Genomic DNA, 15,882 nt, shown 5'->3' on the forward strand with positions numbered 1-15,882 from the left:
TCACCGATCGCCTTCGAGAACGCCTTCCACCTCACACCAACTACGCTTGCACCAGCCGCATAACCCGTGTTCAGGATTCGGGGTCAAGGCCCACCCCCGCTCGCGCGGGCCCTGCTCTCCGCTCCGGCCGGCCAGTACACACGCGAACGGGGCACTCCTGCTCGCGCAGGCGCTTTCGAAGACGTGAACACCGACGACCTAGTTCCGGGCGCTCCGGCTCTGAGCACCCGGAGCAGTTGGCCGCCACGGTACCGATGCTGGGCACGCCCCGGTCTCACCGTGCCCGGGTCGACTCTTCCGTGGCGGCAGGCGAGCGATCTCCAGGCCACGGTAAGGGCTGCCGCATGTACGTGTCCGGCCGCGGTGTCCGCCGTCCGTTCCGGGAGAGTGGCAACCCGATGGCGCCCCGGGGTGCCGCCGCTCGTGCGGGCGCTAAGTCTTCCGCTTGTTCGTCTTCTTACTGATGGTCGAGTCACTCCCGCTCGCGCGAGCTCCAGAGGTCCTCGCGGTAGTAGGAGCCGGCCATGACCGGGTCATCCCCGCTCGCGCGGGCGCTACGGAGTACCGAGGCGAGCCAGGCCGCAGCGCGGGGGTCATTCCCGCTTGCGCGGGCGCTATCCTTCGTGACTTGGTCATTTTAACGCGGCCTGCTCCTCTTTTGCTCAGGACGGGGTAGGGGAGTGGTGGCGCATCTGTGCTCGAGCCGTGGTGAGCCGGGCGGGTCGAGGCGGGCTCGATGGGGTGCATGGCTGGTTGTTGTGGCTATTGGGCGTACTCCAGGGCGAGGCCGGGGTGCAACGGTATTGACCACCGTTCGTGGGGAAGCTGGAGTTCGAACCTCGTGCGCTCGAGCGCGTCCCGCCCGGCCCGCACCTCCGGCAGTCGCTTGACCAACTGCTGCTCGAATCCGCTCAGTACAGCGTGGTGATCCCTCCCCAGTACATCGGGATCCAGCATGTGCTGGAGCGTAGGAGCGGCAACCGTGACGGTGGACGGAAGGCCGCACGCCCACGCTGCTCGAAGACCTCAACGGAGTACTCCGGGCGGGCAGTCGGCGACGAAGTAGGAAACCTCCCGGCGTAAGCCGAGAAGCCCCCGCCTTTAGGCGGGGGAGTGTCACGTCCGGTCCAGCACGATCAGGATGTGTGTGATCCGTATCACTTTTTGACGGGGCAGTGCTGAAAGAGGCATCTGCCGGGCCTTGTAGTAGGGCTTCACCGCCCTTCCAGACCGCTACCTAGCAGGAGGAGTACAGACTGTGGGCGCATTACGTCCCGTGCCGCCGCCCGTGGGAGTCGAGGGTCTCGACTACATCGATCTGCAGTATCCCGTCGCCAACATCACCACTCGGCTCTCGATGCGGACGCATACCTTTCCGCCCCGCAAATTCTGTCCGGCCACGAGCAGGCGGTACTGGGGGCCGTAGCGGTGGAGATGGCACGGCGGTACGTGCTGTTCCACGGGCCGGTGACCAGCCTGCTGGAGGGCCAGCACGCGGCAGTGCACGGGTATCACGAGGTGGTCGAACACGTTGCACGCCACACACTGGGCATCCGCGGCGTGAACAGGCCCGAGTGGCGAGAGGCCGCCTCCATGGCGCTGATGGGCGACTGGGTCCCGATGCTGCACGAAAACGACGCCGGACTCCTGATCCCCCGGCACGTCAAACGGGAGGCCGAACGGACCCACGCCCAGCTCCAACCACTGTGGGAGCACAAGGTCAAGGGCCGCCGGGTGGCCCTGCTCGACGCACCGACCACGGACGGACTCACCCTCGGCGGCCTGGCAGCCGACACGGTCCGGCCGTACGGATCCTGCACCGACCAGACCATCAATGATCCGCGTGTAAGGGAGGTCCTGGCTGCGCTCGACCCGGATGAGCGGGATGTCGCCCTCCCCTATGTCCGTGACTCTTCCGTCCGCAGTTGGACCGAGGCCGCGCGACGGAGCGGCGCCGCAGACCCGAAGCAGCTCGGTGAGCGGGTGCGACGCAAGTTGTCCCGGCTGGGTGACCGGCAGCGCAAGCATGGGGCCGCTGGAAAGCCGCGATCGGCGCAGGGGACATGAAAGGGGAACCCGTCGTGAGCCCCCACGACGTCGTGCCGGCGTCAGCTTCGCGGTGGCTCAGCCTGATCGGCGCCCTCACCGCGTTGACGTCAATGGTCGCTGTCGTAGTTCTGGCGCTCGTCCACTGCTCGGAAGCGATCGTTCCCGTTGTGACGGTCGGTGCGACTGCACTCACCACCGTCACCGCATCCGGACGGCCTGGCGGGCAGGTGCAGAGGTGAGGCACTCGCACGCCGCAGGGGCGGAGGGGGCCAGCCCGCCCACACGCAGGCAGTGACAGAAGACGGCGGCGCGGGACCGCAGGCGCGCCGCAGACCGCGCCGCCAAGCACAGCGCAGCGGCTGGCGCACTCATCCATTCGGCTCGTCCATGGGACACTGGCAAGCGATCGAGGAGGGCACTGTGGAGAACCTGCCGCTTCACGAACTGGGGCTGCTGCGCGGGGCAGTGGAGGGTCACGACACTCGCTACTTCGGCTCGCTGTTGGCGCTCGACCGGCATGCGTACCTGATGCTTCGGGCCGGTCTGATCGCTCCGATCCCGACAGGTACGCAGCGAGACGATGACTGCCAGTTCTACGAGGCCACCGCAGCAGGCCGCGAGTTCTACGCCGCCCATCTTCTCAGGCTGGACGAACGCGCCCATGGCCGAGCAAACGCCTGGCGCGACCATCCACAGCTCGCGGCCGCGGCGCGGGCACTCGGCGGGCTGCTGGATGCGGTCGAGCGCGCGGCCGACTCGGCCGCAGCACCTCGTCGTTGCTCATGACTTGAGGAGTCACCTCCTCGGCGGGACGACGCTGTCAAATAGACGGCTGCGGACTTCGGCCCGTGCAGCTGCACTGGGGCGAGACCCGTCGGGAACTGAGCTGCCAGCAGGCACTCGGCATCCGCACGGTTCAGCCTGATCCGCCCGTCGTCCCGATCCGCCGCGCGGACGCTGAAGCCGACGAAAACCCCGGATACCGAACCGGTCCCGCCGAAGGCCGCGGCCAGGCCCGGCTGGCACAGGAAGTCGAACCCGAAGTCGTGGTCGACCTTGTTGGGGATGATGAAGTTCTCCTGGCAGGAGAGCCGGAACCGGTCCTCTCCGATCGCCCCGATGCGCTGGGCGGCGTCGAGCTTCTGCGGTACGGTCCCCCGGATCGCATGTTCCTGTCGGGCGGGCCGGGTGCGTCTGCTGTTCCCACGGCCGCATCTGCTGCTTGCTCCTCATTATCGCAGCCGCACCAGATCACCCGCACAGATAACTGGTTCCAGCGCTGGAAGGCGTTCTGCTCAGACGTGAACACCGACGACCTGGCCCAGGACGCTGCGGTCTACGCGCCCGGAGCAGCTGGTCGCCACGTACCGATGCTGGGCACGCCCGGGTCTCACCGCGCCCCGGCCGATGCGTCCGTGGAGGCAGGCGAACCATCTCCAGGCCACGCCAGGGGCTGCCGCATGCACGTTCCCGGCCGCGGTGTCCGCCGTTAGCGGTCAGGAGCTGGTAGTCATGCGGCAGGCGGGGCATACCTTGGGGCTTCGGGGCCCGTAGCGGTGGATGGGGGCAGCACACAGCATGCAGGGCCCTACCTCCCAGGGCGGGCACCTCAGTTCCGCTGCGACCACGAGGCGCTCGCGCGGTGACAGGCGCAGGGCAACAGGCCTCAAGGGCTGCAGGAGGGCATCGGCGGGGGCGTGGCCGAAGGTGAGTTCCTGCTCGCGGTAGGTGACCGGCTCGTCGTCGACCGGGCCGGGCTCGTGGGTGTCGCCGGTCTCTGCGGTGATCTCGCGCCAGCGGCCGACGTCGCGCGCAAGGGCCCACAGGTAGGAGGTGCGCCGCGCGTCCTGCGGGTCGCGGGAGCGCACCGGCAGGTGTTCGCCGTCAGCGCTGGTGACGACGAGCTCGTCCAGTGCGGTGGCACGTTCCTGAGAAATGCACAGGGCGGGCAGGAACCAGCCGCTGTGCCACATCCTGCAGGCGCCACCTGCTGTGGGGCAGGGGCGCTCGCTGCTGGGAGTGCATTTCCAGATCTGCAGGTGCCGGACCCCGCCGCGGATGATGAGGGCAAGCGGGGAGACGATGCGCTGCCAGGGCACGTCGTCGACACGCGTCCACGGGGCACGGTCAATCAGGGCAGAAGAGTCGTCGGACGTCACCCACAGCGGCGCGATGTTGCGCTCGCGGGCCTTGGCGGAGCGCCGCCGTACGGTGTTGGCGGTGATGGGGGAGTACTGGGCCTCCCACCCGACGCGTGCGCCCGCTCCCGTCACCAGCACATCGGTGACGACCCGCCCGTCGGGCGACCGGGCCTCGGTCTCCACACCCAGCCCGTGCCGCGCTGCCGTGCGCGCGATCCGCTCCTTCATCGCCTTGTGCTTGTCGCTCTCCTGCGGTGTCGCCGCATGGGTGAGGGGCAGATGCGCCGCCACCCACGTGACCTGCCCGTGGCTGCGCCGGCGCCGCACGAACATCCACGGTGATTTGCCGGCCAGAGCGCACTGGCAAGGCTCGCCCCTGTGATCCTTCAGGCACTGCAGCAGGTTCCTGGCGCGCTGATCGACGGGCTGGGTGATCTCCTCCAGCAGCCCGGCATAGCCCGGGTTGCCGAGATCCTCATACGTCAAGTTGATCTCGATGCCGTGCCCGGTGTGGAACACCCCGTTGGCCATGGCAACGACAGTAGGTCCCGGTGCAGGGCGTGGAAAGAGGACCGCGAGGAGGGCGTCTGCGTCGCACCGCGGTGGAGCCGCCGGGCCGCAGATCCTTCGTCCGCCGGGCCACGGAGCTTTCTGCGAGGCGGCCCACCTTCAGTTCGGCCAGGTGCCCGAGGCGTCCCCACCGACGCGACGCCGTCAAGGAAGAGGAAGCCGGTGCGCCGTCGCCCCGGTGGACGAGATGTCCGGGAACTACCGGAGGTGCTGAAACGTCTGGAAGAGTGAACGCAGGGAGAACAATGAGGAGTTGGTGCTCGTGGACGTCGTGATCGGCGTTGACCAGAAGGAGACTGCCGACTCGGAGAGACAGCTGCGGTCGCTGTACGAGTGGCTGCTGGCTGATGCGGCATGCCGCCGGCACGCCTGCCCCGCGTTGGGATCGGGCACCGCGGCAGTTCCTGGGGCGCAAGGCGGCCTCATCGACGTGCTCAGCCTGGTACTCGGGACGGGCTTCAACGCTGCTTCGCTCGCGGTGGCGGTCGCCGCATGGCGGCGCAGCCGGCCGGGAACGCCGACACTCGTCGTCGAACGCCCCGACGGCACCCGGATCGTCCTGACCGGAGCAGCAGGCGAGGAGGCTGGGCGTCTGCTCGCCGAACTGGAGCGGGAGCGGGCGTAGCGGACATGCATGATCCGGCGTTCGCGTCCAGGGCGGTTCTGGTAGGGGCCAGCACTTTCACGGCACTGGACGACCTCCCGGCGGTGCAGGCCAACGTCCCCGCATTGCGGGGCCTGTTGGGTGACCCGGTGCTGCATCTGGCCGCGGAGCACTGCCAGACACTGGTGGACCCGGCCTCCCCACGCGAGGTGTCCGTTGCCGTCCGGGCGGCCGCCCGTGAGGCCACGGACACCCTGCTGGTCTACTATGCAGGTCACGGGCTCATTGACCCCGGTACCGGCCTGCTGCACCTGGCTGTCCCCGACAGCGACCGGGATTCCGTCTTCGACACGGCCGTGCCCTATGAGTGGATCAAGCGGTCCATCGAGACGAGCGGTGCCGCTCGCCGGATCGTGATCCTCGACTGCTGCTACAGCGCCCGTGCCTTCGGTGTGCAGTCCGAGTCGGTCGCGGCACTCGCTGAGATCGACGGCACCTATCTGATGGCGGCCGCGGCGGAGACCGCTGTGGCCCTGTCCCCGCCCGGCGAGCCCCACACCGCCTTCACCGGCGAACTCCTCGAGCTGTTGCGAGGCGGCGTCGCCTCCCCGAACGAGTTCCTCGACCTGGACGCCGTCTTCGACCAGCTCGCCCGGCGCCTGCAGGTCAAGGGCCGTCCTCGCCCGCAGAGCCTGTGCCGCAACAGCCTGGGCTCCTGGCCGTTCGCCCGCAACAACGCCTACCAGCCTGCGCCGGAAGGCCACGCCCCGATTGCGGACGTCGCCCGCGCCCTGGACGCATCCCGCACCGTGCCGGTGCCGGTGCTGGTGGCGCAGATCAGCGGGTTGAGCGAACACCGCCCGGCCACCGCGACCGAGATGGTCCACACTGCCCTGCAGCACCGCCCGGTCGCCGACCTGGTGCGCCTGTTCGCCGCCCTCTACCAGGCCGGCTGCCAGCGCCACATAGAGGCTGCCCTGCCCGCCCTCGTAGCCGCCCGCACCGTCCAGGAATGCGCCGACCTCCTCGAGCAACTCCTGGCCACGCCCGCCGAGGACGGAGCGGTGGCCCTGCTGCGCCTGACGGCCGAACTCAAGCCCGCCGCGGACACCGTGCGCCTGGCCACTGCCCTGATCCGCACCGGCCTGCGCGACCACACCACCGTCCTGCTCTCCGCATTCGCCGTCACGCGCGCCCTCGACGAGACCCTCGACCTGACAGACCTGGCCTGCCGGGGCGAACTCGACGAACTCCTCGAACCCGTCATGCAGACCCTGGCACAACACCGGCCCATCGCCGACGTCATCCACCTCTTCGAGCGCATGCACGAACACCAGCACCCCCACCACGCGCTGGAACTGATCACCTCGGCCGCCCGCAGCCGCACCGCCACCGACACCGCCGAAATGATCACCTGGCTCTACCGGGACGGACACCAGCACATCGCCGAGGACATCTTCCACACCGGCATAGGACACCGCGGACCCGAGCACACAGGCGAACTCATCGCCGCCCTGCAACTGGTGCGCCTCACCGACGCAGCCGCACTCGGACGCCGCCTGGCCGTCCAGAACAGCACCGCCACCGAGACCAGCCTGCTCATCACCCACCTGCTGGCCGTAGGACAGCACCAGCACGCACTGGCCGCCGCACTGGAAGCAGCCCGGCTGCGGACCAGAGCGGAATTCATCGAAATCACCCAGACACTGAACGCCTCCTCCACCCGCCAAGACATGCCTGCCCTGCTCGACGAAGCCGTCCGCACGTCCGCTCCCCACGACGTCGCCCACCTCATCCAGGTCCTCGACGAAGTGGGCCAGAACGCCGACGCCGCCCACGTCCTGTGGAACACGGTGCGCGACCGCCCACCTGGTCATACCGGCATCATGCTCAACTACCTGGACACAGACCGCTCGCCGTTCACCGACGATCACGCCCTGCGTACGCTGTGGCGCACTTGTCCACCACTCGACATCGCCCACCTGGCCAGGGCCTTCGACACCATTCTGCCGGTCAAGGCCGACCTGGCGTGCAGTATCGACGACCGCTCCGTCACCGACGTGACAGCACTCATCGCCTCACTGGAGACACTGTCAGCCGGAATCCGGACCAACCGCGTCCTCGCCGCCACGGTCCGCGACTGGGACCCCCACCGTCAGGCCCGCCTGGTGATCGCCCTCGAAGAACGCTCGCTGACCGGATGCGCCCAACGACTTGAGTACGATGCCCGCCAGTCCAAAGACTTCGTCGACGCGCTGAAGAGCCTGCGCAGCGCACAGAAGGAGACCATCTGGCAGGCATTGACGTTCTGGTGGCCCAGAAACGGATGGCCCGACAGGAAACGCCGGACACCCTCGCCGCACGATCACGCGGTATACGTCGTCAAGGACGACGACACTGTCTACAGCATCGCCACGCGCTACGGCGTGCGCTGGGCAGGCATCGTCGAAGCCAATGACCTGCCCGTACCCTTCCACCTGCAGGCAGGCCAGCAGCTCCGCGTTCCCTTTGAAAGCGAAGGAAACCGATTCGTCCCTCCGCCCTTCCCACGCAGACTCCTGCCTGAACGCACGCATCCCAGTGTGCGAGAGCTCCAAGCGGTCCTCAAGCAAGCCGGTTACCTGCCTGGCTGGGCGGTGGACAGTGATCACTACGGCACCGCCACCAGCCAAGCGGTCGCCCGCTTCAACAAGGAGCACGGTCTCTCGCAGGGGCCATCGCATTGGCGCGACACAGTGATCACTCACCGCGGCTGGGACCTGCTGCACCGCATCGCCCACGGCAAACTGCTGCAAACGCATGAGACGGCGGACGACCCAGATGTGTCCCCACCGCAGATCTCGTCCATGCCGATCGAGGCAGAGCACCAAGAGCTGAAGGACCAATCCACCCCCGAGGCCGGGGAGAAGAGCGCGCAAGTACAACAACTGCCCCAAACGATGTGAAGCTCGCACGCACAATGCGGTAGCCCCCATTTGTGGTAAGTCACCCCAGCTCGCTCGGGCCTACTTTGAGCGTCCGTCTTAAACCAGCAGGCCGAGGCGTGACCGCCCGGGACCACGTCGGCTACGAGTCCTGGCTGGAGCCGGACCATCTGGTCTTGATGGACCGCGGTCCGTAGGCGGCGGCACGCGCCGGGCTACTCGATGGTCTCTGGGGCCGGTCCCTACCTGTTCCAGGGGTTTCCTCAGCTCACCGGCCCGCGAGCTGACCTTGGCGAGACCTGCCGCTCACGGCCCCTCCGGCCCGGTCAGGGCCTGTGGCCGTGCGCCGGGAACGAGGGAGTCCGGATTCAGTTCCTCGACCAGGCGGTACAGCAGATGGCGCAGAGTCATATTGTCCGCTGCCGAGAAGTGGGAGGTCGTCTCGGCTGTGATGCGGTCGGCGACAGCGTCGGCACGGGTGCCTGCGGCATGCCCCTCATCGGTGGCGAACAGGCACATGCTGCGGCGGCTCGTCGGATGCGGCTCCCGGCGCAGGAGTCCTCGCCCGATGAGTTGGTTCACCGCGGCCCCCATCGACTGGGCCGTGAGGCCGGAACGGCGCGCAATGTCCGCCGAGGAGAGCCCCGGACTGCGCACGGTGTGCAGCAGGGCGTTGTACTGCGCCAGCGTCAGGTCCAGCGCCCGCAGCTCCCGCTCCAGCTTTGCGGCAATGTTCTGCGAGGCCTGCCAGGCTAGGTATCCGATGGTGGGAAACACGGTGTCCGTCACACCTCCAGTCTAAGAACGAGTATGTTGCGCCCTGCGGAAGCAGTTTTCGGCCACCCCGTCACACGGTGACCTTGCGGCGAGGGCTGTGTGAGTCGCGCCAGTACAGCGTCGCCGCGGCGACCAGGGCCCATGCCGCGAGGACCAGGACGCCGACGAGCAGGCCGTCGTTGTCGAAGTGCGACAGACCCTGCAGGGCGCGCACACCGACTCCCACCGGAAGGATCTCGGACAGCGGCTGCAGCCAGTCCGGGAGGTAGGCGGCGGGCAGTGTGCCACCACTGGTCGCGTTTCCGAAGGTCAACAAGACGACTGAGGCCAGCGACATGCCGGCCCTGCCGAACAGTCGCATGAAGGCCATGGTCGTGCCGCCGACGGCCGCAGCTATCAGGGCGACGACTCCGGCGATTCCCAGGAAGGGGCCGGGCAGCGCCGCGAACCCGAGGCTGCCGGTGATCAGAGCCACGATGACACCGCCGAGCACGCTGAACGCGCCCAGGCTCACCATCCGCCAGCGGTACTGCAGACGCGGCGCCATCTGGTAGGTCATCATACCGAACAGGAAGCCCGCCAGGACGATGCCGAAACCGGCGTAGAAGACGGACATGCCCCGGCTGTCGCCGGCCGAGGCGGGGACGATGTCCTGCTGGATGAGACGGTCACCGCTGGCTTGGGCGACTTCGGAGAAGGCGCTGACGACGGTGGAGGTCACGGTCGGGCCGTTGGCCCCGGCGTACAGCAGCTCGGACGAGGCGCCGTCGCCGATCAGGTAGGCGGCGTAGACCGTGCGCTCCCGTACGGCCTGCCGAGCGGAGCCCTCGTCGGCGTAGCCCTTCACTTCGAACCCGCCGGGCAGAGTGCGCTCCAGGCCGCCGGTGACCCGCTCGGTCTGCGCGTCGGTGCCGACGACTGCGACCGGCAGGCCGTGGGGCTGGGGGGCGTGGAACGCGGCCAGGAAGACGCTGACGAAGAGGGAACCGATGACCAGCACAATCGCGACCGGGAGCAGGACACCTGTCAGTCCGGTGACGCCTTGCTGCGCGGGCGCGCCGTCCATCACATGGCGCGGGGACGTGGGACGCGGGCCGGCGTGGGTGGTGTGTTCAGGCATGAAAGGGAGCCTCTGTTCTCTCACTATCAGGTACCTTCTAATTCTACCTGAAACTATAAGGTGCCTTATTGTAGGTCCTGGGGCGAGCGGAGCGCAGACGCAGTTCGCGACAGCACGTGCATAGCGCGCTCGGCGGCCCACGAGCGTGCGACACGGTCAGGCCGCTGGGGTGTGGTCCTGGTGATGGAGGGCGCCTGACCGGCCTCATGCTCTGCGCACACCTCTGGTCTCCGGAGGGGCGTCTGTCGCCCTTCGGCCCCCGGGACGCCTCGGACGACCGCATCGGCATCCTGATTCCCTTCGGCCGGGAGAAGCAGGACTACGTCGGATACAGCACCTCGCGGCTGCTCGCTGCGGCCTCTCCCGAAGTCGTCGCCCTCGTACCGCTGAGCGCCTCCCCCTACTGGCGCCGGATGGCCGGCGGCACCGAAGCCGAGCCGGCCCCGTTCTTCGCGGAGGCCACAGGCCACGTCACCTACCCCTATAGCCCGCCCGACCTTGGCGGCGACGCCATCGCACGCTGGGCGCTCGACGGACTCCTGGCGCTCGTTCGGCCAACCTCTGACGACCTGCACACCCGGCCGCGTCCGCGGCACCCTTCCCGGGCTCGCGGCGAACCGGCTCGCCCGCCGCGAATAGAGCGCGATGTGGCTCAGTCGCAGCCGCCGGACCAGGGCCGCACGCTCCTCTTCCCCGGCCACCTCGAACCGGTCCTCCTTCGTGGCCGCCCCGGTACGTGAAGCGGGAAGGCGCCATCTGGCACAGCACACGTACCGACGACAGAGGAAGGAAACGGCCGCAAAATAGCGCGCCGCGCTCGAAGGAACAGATCCGCGCTCTGCCGCACCAGTACACGCACACCGCAAGATCGACTTTCAAGTAACGTCCCTGCCGCCCGCTGCCCGAACGTTCGTCATCGAGGTAGTCGGCGGGCGCGCCCGCAAAGTCGAACTGCGAACGGGCAGGCGGGAACAGCACGGCCGCGTCCTGATCGCTGAGGACGTCGCGCTGGAGCGGCCGGTGGTACTGATCTCGCGGGTCGCGCTCTGCAGAGAACGTCTGCTGCGCGGCCTGCGGTGGGCGTCGTCGCAGTTGACGCCGGGGGCATGGGTGCTCCTTCAGCGCGGCCACGCTCGCGTCAGGGTGCCGCGAAGCTCCGCCACGGTCGCGGGTCCCAGCCGGCAGGCGAGCTCCTCTTCCAGGTCACGGAGAATTCCCAGGGCGACGTCACGGCGCCGGCATCCGGCGTCGGTCAGCCGGATGAGGGTACTGCGCGGAAACCCGGGCCCCGGCGTGCTGGTCAGGAGACCTTCGTCGATGAGCTGCGTGACGGCGCGGTGCATCGTCTGGCGGGTGACGCCGGCACGGCGGGCCAGCTCGGCGATGCTCAGGGACGTGTCATGGCGGAGGTGCGCGAGCACGGTCGTGTGCGCCGGTGTCACGGGGGCCACTTCCGCGGCTTCCAGGCGCGACGTGAGCTCATCGGAGAACCATCGGACACCTCGTTGCAGGAGTGCGGGCAGCGGCAGATATGCCTCCGGGCAGTCCTCAGCCGTCATGGTTCGCGGGTCTCCTCGCTCGTGGGGTACCGTCCCTGCGTCAGCAAAGCTAACGCAGGGAGCGTGGTCGCATGACAGGCTATGACGCCGATGTCCTCGTGGCAGGGGCCGGTCCAGTCGGACTGATGGCGGCATCACGGCTGGCACGGTCGGGGGTGTCGGTTCGCCTGGTGGATGCCGCGACGGGCCCCGCGACCACCAGCCGCGCGCTGGGTTCCCACGCCCGGAGCCTGGAGATCTACGACCAGCTCGGGATTCTCGGCGAGATCACGCCGCACGGAACGCGGATCAACACGTTCGTCATCCATCAGGACGGCCGTCCGAACCGGCTCGACTTCGACTTCGCCGGTCTGCCGACGCGCTTCCCATACATGTTCAACGTCGATCAGGTGATCATCGAACGCGTCCTTCGTGGAGATGCCGCGTCAGCCGGGGTCGCGGTGGAGTGGAACACGAAGCTGGAGTCGTTCCAGTACGACGACGACGCCGTCACGGCCGTGCTGCGCAGTGGCGACGGCACCGAAGACACCGTGCGCGCACGGTACTTGTGGGGCTGTGACGGCGGGCACTCGACCGTCCGCAAGACCCTCCAGCTCCCCCTGACGGGTGAACCCGCCCACACGTGGCTGATCGCCGATGCGATCGTGCACACCGATGTGGACATCGACGGCGTGCACTGGCTGTTCCCGCCGGGCGGCGCGCTGATGCTGTTCCCGTTCCCGGAGCCGGGCAAGTGGCGGCTGCTGGACACGTCCGGCGAAGGACAGACGGAGAACCCCGAGCAGATCGCCCGGCAGTTCAGCACCAAGCTGTCACAGGCCCTGGGGCGCGACACCGCCGTGGACAGTCCCAGCTGGACGTCGAAGTTCAGCATCCAGCAGCGCGCGGTACCCGCGATGCACGTCGGACGGTGCTTCGTGTCGGGGGACGCGGCCCATGTCCACTCCCCGGCATCCGGACAGGGCCTCAACACCGGCATCCAGGACGCGTACAACCTGGCATGGAAGCTGGCCATGGTCATTCACGGCCACGCCGACCCCACGCTGCTCGACACCTACGACGCCGAGCGCGTGCCCATCGGCCAGGCCCTGCTCACCTCCACCGGCGAGGTCATGAACACCGTCATGGCCGACACGGCCCACAACACCCACGGCACCACGGGCTCCGTGGACTCCGCTCGGGATTTCCAGCACCAGCTCATCCGGGACATGTCGGGGCTGGCCATCTCCTACCCCCAAAGCCCGCTGACGGTGCCCTGCCACGAACCGGGCGAGGGTCCGCGACCCGGCGAGCGGCTCACGCAACTCTCGGCCGCCGACGCGCAGTCACCCGGCTGGACCATCCTGCGGGCCAGGCTCAGGTCACCTGCCTGGCACCTGCTCGTCTTCACCGGGAGCGAAGACGCCACCAGGCAGGATCACCTCACCGCCGAGGCCGGGTCGTTGCCGGCCTGGATGGACACCGTGACGATCAGCCGGGAGCGCCCGGACAACGGTCATGGCGCGTGGGACCCCGACGGCCGGGTCCACGACACACTGGCCGCGACCGACGGGGACTGGATCCTCGTCCGCCCCGACGGCTACCTCAGCGCTCGTGGCACCAAGGGCACCAGCCTCCGTGCCGCCCTGAACCGGCTGACCAGCCTCCACACGCCGGAGCCGGCACGCCCGTGATCAACGGATACCGCGCTCCGAGTTGCAGGAAGCACGCAGGGCGGTTGGATTCGGTGGGGCTTCGCCGCGGCCGATGCTGCGGCGAAGCCCAGGACACGAGGAAAGAGATCCGGATGACCGAGAACGATCTGCCTCTCAACTGGGGACGCTGGGGTGACGCCGACGAGATCGGTGCGCTCAACCTGATCGACGACGCGGCACGGTCACGCGCCGCGGCCGAAGTACACGACGCGACCTCGGTGAGCCTTGCGCGTCCCACCACCCCCATACCGCTCACCACCGGCCTCGCGCCCGTCGGGAGTCCCGCCACGATGCCTGCACCCGTGATGCAGGTCGTGAACTTCAACGGAGCCCGGCCCATGGCCCTCACGGACTCCCTGCTCATCAACACGCACAACGCCGGACTGACGCACTTCGACGCGCTCTCTCACATTCCTGTCGGCGACGAGGTCTATCCCGGCGTCCCGCTGCAGGACGCCGTCACACCCACCGGGGTACGCCACGCCTCCGCCGACCACGCCGCTGGAGGCATCGTCACGCGGGGCATCCTCCTGGACCTGGCCCCCTATCGCGGCAGTCTCGACGCGGACCACCGCGTCAGCGGAACAGACCTCGACGCGGCGCTCGACCGAGCAGGTACGTCGGTGCACCCAGGCGACGCGATCGTCGTCCGCGGCGGCTGGGACGTGAACCAGCCCATGACGCAGCCCGTCCCCGGGCTGGACCTCAGCGCCGTCGACTGGCTGGACAGGCACGGTGCGGCACTCTACATCGGCGATATCAGCGACGCCCGCCCACCGAGCTTCCCGATGCCGATGCACCAGGTCGCACTGGCACGGCTCGGGCTGCCGCTGGTGGACGCCGCCAACCTTGACGACCTTGCCGACCGGTGTGCCTTCCTGCAGCGGTGGAGCTTCATGCTCGTTCTCGCGCCACCGCGCATCACGGGCACCACGGGACTCGCGGTCAATCCGATCGCGATCTTCTGATCGTGAACCGAGCTCAACGCCCTGTGGCGGGAGGGGCACATCCTGGAGGTCCTGCACGGGCTGGTGGCCGGCTGCCGAGCTGGGGACGTCTCCGCGGCCCGAGTACGGGCCGGACAGCTCGTTGACGGCCCGGCAGCGGGCCAAGACCGCCGAGCTGAGCTGCCGGTCACAAAGTTGCTGCTCAGACGGTCGCCAACTACCGGCGCCGCTACCAGGCCGTCGGGATCGTCGGGCTCGCGGACTACCGGCCGGTCCGCAAGAAGCGCGAGTTCGGACCCGTGGACGTCGCCGTGATCGCGGCCATGCGGCTGTTTCAGGCGCTGCGTGGTGCGTGGTCGAAGAACCGGTTGTCGGTGTCGACGGGGATCTCGCGGACGCCTGGATAGGGTCGGGGGAGGGGATCGTTGATGGCGGCGATGACCTGACAGGCGTGCCCGTCGGACGAGGGGTCGCCGGCGACGTCGATGAGGGTGTCGACCAGCCGCAGTCCGGTGGCCTGGTCCACGGCTCCAAGGTCGGCGAGCGGCGAGTCGATGATTGCCAGAGGTGGGACGCGGACGGCGGTGTCGATCCGGCCGAGTTCGCGCAGCGCCAGCAGCAGCGCGACGTTGATGACGACTCTGGGGCTGCCGGCGACCGAGCTCTCGGCGAACGTCTTGTCTGGGTGGTCGCGTTCCTTGACACGGCTGGTGAAGTCGGCGGGGTCAATGTAGGCAGTCTCGACGTCGGGATTGATCTGCTGAAGCCGGGCCAAGAAGAGTTCACTCCAGCGAGCGACGATTTCCTTGCGGCGTACCTCGTGGGCGGTGAGTGCGGCATCGCGGGCGTCTTTCGCCGTCTCCATGTCGGCCTTGGCGGCGTCGATGACCTGCTGCTGCGCTGTGATGAAGTCGGATGATTCCAGCCACTGTTTGAGCCGGGCGACGTCGCGGCTCAGCCCGTGGGCGGACTTCTCGGCCTGCTGGGCGGTAGTGCGAGCCGGCTGAAGGTGGTGCTGGTCGTAGGCGTCGCGTTCCTTGAGCGCGGCTGCCGCCCTGTCCTCGGACTGCTCGGCGGCCGCGAGGGCCGCGGCCAAGGCCTCCTCCAGCCGCTGAAGTTTCAGCCGGAGACGCTCGACTTTCGCCCGGGCGGCGACGATTTTCCGCTCGCGCTGATCGGCGGTGTCCTGGCACGCCTGCCCGCACTGGCGGCACAGGCCCGGCTTCCGCTCGGGCAGGGGCCGGCCGCAGCGGGTGCAGTCCTCGGAAGGCTCGGTGAGCAGTTCATCGAGGGCGCCTTCCACGCGAGCGTGTTCGGCGGTCGCGCTCTGCAGCCTCTCGTGCGCGGTGGAGGCATGCTTGGCGCTCTTCCTGCGGTCGGCTGTCAACGGCCTTGTAGTTCTGGCTCTTCGGCACTTTCCGTGAAGTGGACGATCTTGGGGTAGCCCTTCCCGGTGGGGGATCATGGTTCTGGTCTGCTGAAAGTTCTCTTCCCGCA

General features: G+C 68.5%; 14 protein-coding genes. 8 read left to right on the forward strand and 6 right to left on the reverse strand.

Features of this window, described 5'->3' with window-relative positions; translation table 11 throughout:
* Positions 1-762: 762 nt before the first annotated feature.
* Positions 763-957, reverse strand: a complete 195-nt coding sequence (locus ACFCZF_RS39615) for a hypothetical protein (RefSeq protein ID WP_376675784.1) — start codon at positions 955-957, stop codon at positions 763-765.
* A 477-nt stretch (positions 958-1,434) separates the two neighbouring features.
* Between ACFCZF_RS39615 and ACFCZF_RS39620 the strand changes: the two genes are divergently transcribed.
* The 3 genes from ACFCZF_RS39620 to ACFCZF_RS39630 all read left to right on the forward strand — a co-directional run bounded on the left by ACFCZF_RS39620 (position 1,435) and on the right by ACFCZF_RS39630 (position 3,542).
* Positions 1,435-2,067 carry a hypothetical protein gene (locus ACFCZF_RS39620; protein WP_376675785.1) on the forward strand — a complete coding sequence of 211 codons (633 nt, stop codon included), beginning with the start codon at positions 1,435-1,437 and terminating at the stop codon, positions 2,065-2,067.
* 402 nt (positions 2,068-2,469) lie between these two features.
* Entirely contained in the window at positions 2,470-2,835 is a 366-nt protein-coding gene (locus tag ACFCZF_RS39625) for a hypothetical protein (RefSeq protein ID WP_376675786.1), read from the forward strand.
* Positions 2,836-2,897: 62 nt separating this feature from the next.
* Positions 2,898-3,542 carry a hypothetical protein gene (locus ACFCZF_RS39630; protein WP_376675787.1) on the forward strand — a complete coding sequence of 215 codons (645 nt, stop codon included), beginning with the start codon at positions 2,898-2,900 and terminating at the stop codon, positions 3,540-3,542.
* A 3-nt stretch (positions 3,543-3,545) separates the two neighbouring features.
* Here ACFCZF_RS39630 and ACFCZF_RS39635 read toward each other — a convergent pair whose 3' ends face one another.
* Positions 3,546-4,721, reverse strand: a complete 1,176-nt coding sequence (locus ACFCZF_RS39635) for a hypothetical protein (protein ID WP_376675788.1) — start codon at positions 4,719-4,721, stop codon at positions 3,546-3,548.
* Between the two features lie 301 nt (positions 4,722-5,022).
* Here ACFCZF_RS39635 and ACFCZF_RS39640 point away from each other — a divergent pair, with 301 nt between their 5' ends.
* Together ACFCZF_RS39640 and ACFCZF_RS39645 are read left to right on the forward strand one after the other, a co-directional pair.
* Positions 5,023-5,385 (forward strand): hypothetical protein, encoded by a 363-nt coding sequence (locus ACFCZF_RS39640; protein ID WP_376675789.1) that lies wholly within the window; start codon positions 5,023-5,025, stop codon positions 5,383-5,385.
* 5 nt (positions 5,386-5,390) lie between these two features.
* The gene (locus ACFCZF_RS39645; protein ID WP_376675790.1) at positions 5,391-8,309 is read left to right on the forward strand and encodes a LysM peptidoglycan-binding domain-containing protein; all 2,919 of its coding nucleotides are present in this window, start codon (positions 5,391-5,393) and stop codon (positions 8,307-8,309) included.
* A 285-nt stretch (positions 8,310-8,594) separates the two neighbouring features.
* Here the strand turns inward: ACFCZF_RS39645 and ACFCZF_RS39650 are convergent, their stop codons facing one another.
* Together ACFCZF_RS39650 and ACFCZF_RS39655 are read right to left on the reverse strand one after the other, a co-directional pair.
* Positions 8,595-9,077, reverse strand: a complete 483-nt coding sequence (locus ACFCZF_RS39650; RefSeq protein ID WP_376675791.1) for a MarR family winged helix-turn-helix transcriptional regulator — start codon at positions 9,075-9,077, stop codon at positions 8,595-8,597.
* Positions 9,078-9,135: 58 nt separating this feature from the next.
* A complete protein-coding gene (locus tag ACFCZF_RS39655; RefSeq protein WP_376675792.1) occupies positions 9,136-10,185 on the reverse strand; it encodes an ABC transporter permease in 1,050 nt (349 codons plus the stop codon).
* A 206-nt stretch (positions 10,186-10,391) separates the two neighbouring features.
* On the opposite strand from ACFCZF_RS39655, the gene ACFCZF_RS39660 reads away from it, so the two are divergent.
* Entirely contained in the window at positions 10,392-10,925 is a 534-nt protein-coding gene (locus ACFCZF_RS39660) for a hypothetical protein (protein WP_376675793.1), read from the forward strand.
* A 378-nt stretch (positions 10,926-11,303) separates the two neighbouring features.
* Here the strand turns inward: ACFCZF_RS39660 and ACFCZF_RS39665 are convergent, their stop codons facing one another.
* A complete protein-coding gene (locus tag ACFCZF_RS39665; protein WP_376675794.1) occupies positions 11,304-11,744 on the reverse strand; it encodes a MarR family winged helix-turn-helix transcriptional regulator in 441 nt (146 codons plus the stop codon).
* Positions 11,745-11,815: 71 nt separating this feature from the next.
* Here ACFCZF_RS39665 and ACFCZF_RS39670 point away from each other — a divergent pair, with 71 nt between their 5' ends.
* Both ACFCZF_RS39670 and ACFCZF_RS39675 read left to right on the forward strand, forming a co-directional pair.
* Positions 11,816-13,417, forward strand: a complete 1,602-nt coding sequence (locus ACFCZF_RS39670; RefSeq protein WP_376675795.1) for an FAD-dependent monooxygenase — start codon at positions 11,816-11,818, stop codon at positions 13,415-13,417.
* A gap of 113 nt (positions 13,418-13,530) precedes the next feature.
* Positions 13,531-14,406: a cyclase family protein gene (locus tag ACFCZF_RS39675; protein WP_376675796.1), complete on the forward strand. Its 876-nt coding sequence runs from the start codon at positions 13,531-13,533 to the stop codon at positions 14,404-14,406.
* A gap of 313 nt (positions 14,407-14,719) precedes the next feature.
* Here the strand turns inward: ACFCZF_RS39675 and ACFCZF_RS39680 are convergent.
* On the reverse strand, positions 14,720-15,882 hold a 1,163-nt coding region (locus tag ACFCZF_RS39680), incomplete at its 5' end, for a hypothetical protein (RefSeq protein WP_376675797.1).

The sequence above is a fragment of the Streptomyces sp. NPDC056296 genome, assembly GCF_042268605.1.
Lineage (GTDB): Bacteria > Actinomycetota > Actinomycetes > Streptomycetales > Streptomycetaceae > Streptomyces.

What these genes read in the sequence shown, in the direction of transcription:
- ACFCZF_RS39665 (WP_376675794.1), bottom strand. Translation starts at nt 11,744, where the DNA reads ATGACGGCTGAGGACTGCCCGGAGGCATATCTGCCGCTGCCCGCACTC.
- ACFCZF_RS39645 (WP_376675790.1), top strand. Translation starts at nt 5,391, where the DNA reads ATGCATGATCCGGCGTTCGCGTCCAGGGCGGTTCTGGTAGGGGCCAGC.
- ACFCZF_RS39660 (WP_376675793.1), top strand. Translation starts at nt 10,392, where the DNA reads ATGCTCTGCGCACACCTCTGGTCTCCGGAGGGGCGTCTGTCGCCCTTC.
- ACFCZF_RS39675 (WP_376675796.1), top strand. Translation starts at nt 13,531, where the DNA reads ATGACCGAGAACGATCTGCCTCTCAACTGGGGACGCTGGGGTGACGCC.
- ACFCZF_RS39615 (WP_376675784.1), bottom strand. Translation starts at nt 957, where the DNA reads ATGCTGGATCCCGATGTACTGGGGAGGGATCACCACGCTGTACTGAGC.
- ACFCZF_RS39635 (WP_376675788.1), bottom strand. Translation starts at nt 4,721, where the DNA reads ATGGCCAACGGGGTGTTCCACACCGGGCACGGCATCGAGATCAACTTG.
- ACFCZF_RS39670 (WP_376675795.1), top strand. Translation starts at nt 11,816, where the DNA reads ATGACAGGCTATGACGCCGATGTCCTCGTGGCAGGGGCCGGTCCAGTC.
- ACFCZF_RS39655 (WP_376675792.1), bottom strand. Translation starts at nt 10,185, where the DNA reads ATGCCTGAACACACCACCCACGCCGGCCCGCGTCCCACGTCCCCGCGC.
- ACFCZF_RS39620 (WP_376675785.1), top strand. Translation starts at nt 1,435, where the DNA reads ATGGCACGGCGGTACGTGCTGTTCCACGGGCCGGTGACCAGCCTGCTG.